Here is a 3052-nt window from a genome sequence, read left to right as displayed (position 1 = left end):
TATTCTTGTATTCCTTAACAAGTGTGACCTTGTTGATGATGAAGAATTACTTGAATTAGTAGAAATGGAAGTTCGTGAACTTCTTTCTACTTATGACTTCCCTGGCGATGACACTCCTATCATCCGTGGTTCAGCGCTTGCTGCACTTAATGGTGATGCTGGTCAATATGGCGAGTCAGCAGTTCTTGCACTTGTTGAAGCGCTTGATACTTACATTCCAGAACCAGAACGTGCTATCGATAAAGCATTCTTGATGCCAATCGAAGACGTATTCTCTATTTCTGGTCGTGGTACAGTGGTAACAGGTCGTGTAGAGTCTGGTATCGTTAAAGTCGGCGAAGAAGTTGAAATCGTTGGTATCAAAGATACAGTTAAAACAACTGTAACTGGCGTAGAAATGTTCCGTAAATTGCTTGACGAAGGTCGTGCGGGCGAGAACTGTGGTGTACTTCTACGTGGTACTAAGCGTGAAGACGTACAACGTGGTCAAGTACTTGCTAAACCAGGTACAATCAAGCCACACACTAAATTCGATGCGGAAGTATATGTGCTTTCTAAAGAAGAAGGTGGTCGTCATACTCCATTCCTTAACGGTTACCGTCCACAGTTCTACTTCCGTACAACTGACGTAACAGGCGCAATCCAATTACAAGACGGCGTTGAAATGGTTATGCCAGGTGACAACGTTGAAATGTCAGTAGAACTAATTCACCCAATCGCAATGGACCCAGGTCTACGTTTTGCGATCCGTGAAGGTGGTCGTACTGTAGGTGCTGGTGTTGTTGCGAAAGTAACTCTATAAGCCCTTATGTATAAAGAAAACGCCCCTCTGGGGCGTTTTTTTATGCCTATTTGTTTCATATTCAAATCTAGTTTGAAATGACGTTGATGTTTTCAAAACCTAGTTGTGAATTTTGATGTGAAAGAATGTCTAAATAAAACTTATTCATTTATGAGGAGTCACTAAATTTAAATAGAGGGATAAAAAATCAAAGGCAACAAAATCAAACGCAAATAGAGACGCTATGATTTTCGTGAATTGGATTGAAACAAGAGGGGATATTTAGGTCAATTTTCTAATCGTTATTGTCTTTAGTTCAGCCCAAATAAAACAAGCAAAATTTAAAAATAGACTCAAAAAAACCATGAACTGTTTGATGCAAGTTTTATATATTTCTGATTATATGTGTCATTTTTAACAGATTAAATTGTCAGACAATCATCCTGTAAAGCTGTCCTTAACTGATATTTGTATGACCTATAATGCACTTATTACATTTTAATAAAGACGTAATATAACAATCAAGAAAAACAAACATAAAGTTTTGTGTACTGAAAAGTATGCTAAAAGGAGTAACAGCAATGAATGCTAAAGTGAATATTTCCAATCGTGCAGGTGCATCATTCCCAGTACGCAGAATGAATTTCGATTTTGATCAAGTACCTGAATATTGGGCTAAAGATTCTGCTGGAATTACCCATTTCATGACAGCATTGTCGGCACTTTTCCCAGATGGTGAAAAACTATTTATCGATTCTGTACGTGCTGTACGCTATCACCCTGTGATTAAAGACAATGAAGCGCTACAGAAAGAGATCAGTGCTTTTATTGGGCAAGAAGCTATGCATACACATGAACATGCAGGGTTCAATGCTTCAGCGCAAAAATATGGGCATGATGTTGCAAAATATGAGCGTGAAACAGGTAAAGTGATTCAGGGTGCACGTAAATGGTTTGCACGTGTTGTTCGACCATTTGGTATGACGCAGGAAATGGTTGATTTAACTGCAACGACGGCATTAGAACATTTTACTGCGACGCTTGCATCGCAATTGTTGCTGAATAAGCACATTCAAGAACTGATGACAGATCCAACCATGTCATATATGTGGTATTGGCATGCGGTTGAAGAAAATGAACATAAAGCTGTTGCCTATGATGTGTATGAAGAAATTTTTGGTCGTGGTGTGAAGTCGTATGCATTACGAAACACAGCTTTAGTGTTGGCAATGGCTTTGATTTTCGTGACTCAATCTTCTTTTGTAATTCGCTTATTGAAAGAGGATGGCAAGTTGAATTTGAAAGAACTCGGAATGATTTATAAATATGCCTATAGTCCATCGAAAGGTGTGATTACAGGAATGACCCGTGAAATGTTAGCGTATTTCAAACCTGGTTTTCATCCGAATGATTTAGATACCGTTGCATTGTTAGAGAAATGGAAAGCGAAATTAGGAATTTAATATTTTGAATATCTATTTGTTTTAGTAGATCTATTCTAAAGAGAGCAACAATCGTTGCTCTTTTTATTAGACATCTTTTGATAATTTCTTATAATTCATTTTTTATTTAAAGTTGATGAACGAAGATGATTCGTTTGATGAAAGCTTCTGATGTACAAGTTGTTGTTGAAATTGAAAACTTGGTACAAAGCCATCCTTGGACAAAAAAGCAATTTGACGAAGCCGTAGAAAGTTATGTCAGTACAGTGATTGAGCAAGATCAGCAAGTTGTTGGTTTTTGTATTTTGCAGCCTGTCTTAGATGAAGCAAATTTGTTGCTTATGGCAATTCATCCGAGTCAGCAGGGCAAAGGTTTAGGTTTTAAATTATTAGATGAATCGATTGCTTTATTGAAAAATAATCCAGTTCAAATTTTTCTTGAAGTGCGTGAGTCAAATCAAGCTGCAATCGCTTTATATGAAAAATCGGCATTTCACCAAATTGATTTAAGAAAAAATTATTATCCTAAAAAAGAAGGTGGTCGTGAACATGCCGTTATCATGGTGAAAAGCTGTGGTGATGATTTTTCTCAGTTATTTAAGTAGCTAAATTTAAATTAACGTCAGTTCGGGATAAACTTTGATGTAAGTAATTGAAAAGATGAATCAGGCACAGCGGAGTCTTACCATTTAAAGTCAGATGCAAGGATTAACCTTCGGTTCGACCTACTTTTCTTTCGGGAAAAGTAGGCAAAACCATTTGTCAGTCGCCAACTCGACATATACTATCAAGTACCTAATACATTGCAAAAACAGTATATTACAGATGT

Annotated in this window: 3 protein-coding genes; all 3 read left to right on the top strand. The window is 37.1% G+C overall.

What is annotated here, in order from left to right; translation table 11 throughout:
- A partial coding sequence (locus GGG_RS0118625; protein WP_029574517.1) for an elongation factor Tu occupies positions 1-802 on the top strand: 802 nt, incomplete at its 5' end.
- Between the two features lie 560 nt (positions 803-1362).
- On the top strand, positions 1363-2244 hold the full coding sequence (locus GGG_RS0118620; protein WP_010117811.1) for a metal-dependent hydrolase: 882 nt from the start codon (positions 1363-1365) through the stop codon (positions 2242-2244).
- A 125-nt stretch (positions 2245-2369) separates the two neighbouring features.
- Positions 2370-2828 carry a ribosomal protein S18-alanine N-acetyltransferase gene (gene rimI / locus GGG_RS0118615; RefSeq protein ID WP_010117809.1) on the top strand — a complete coding sequence of 153 codons (459 nt, stop codon included), beginning with the start codon at positions 2370-2372 and terminating at the stop codon, positions 2826-2828.
- Positions 2829-3052 lie beyond the last annotated feature (224 nt).

The sequence above is a fragment of the Acinetobacter sp. P8-3-8 genome (assembly GCF_000214135.1).
Classification (GTDB): domain Bacteria; phylum Pseudomonadota; class Gammaproteobacteria; order Pseudomonadales; family Moraxellaceae; genus Acinetobacter.
This window is presented reverse-complemented; position numbering and strand designations above follow the sequence as displayed.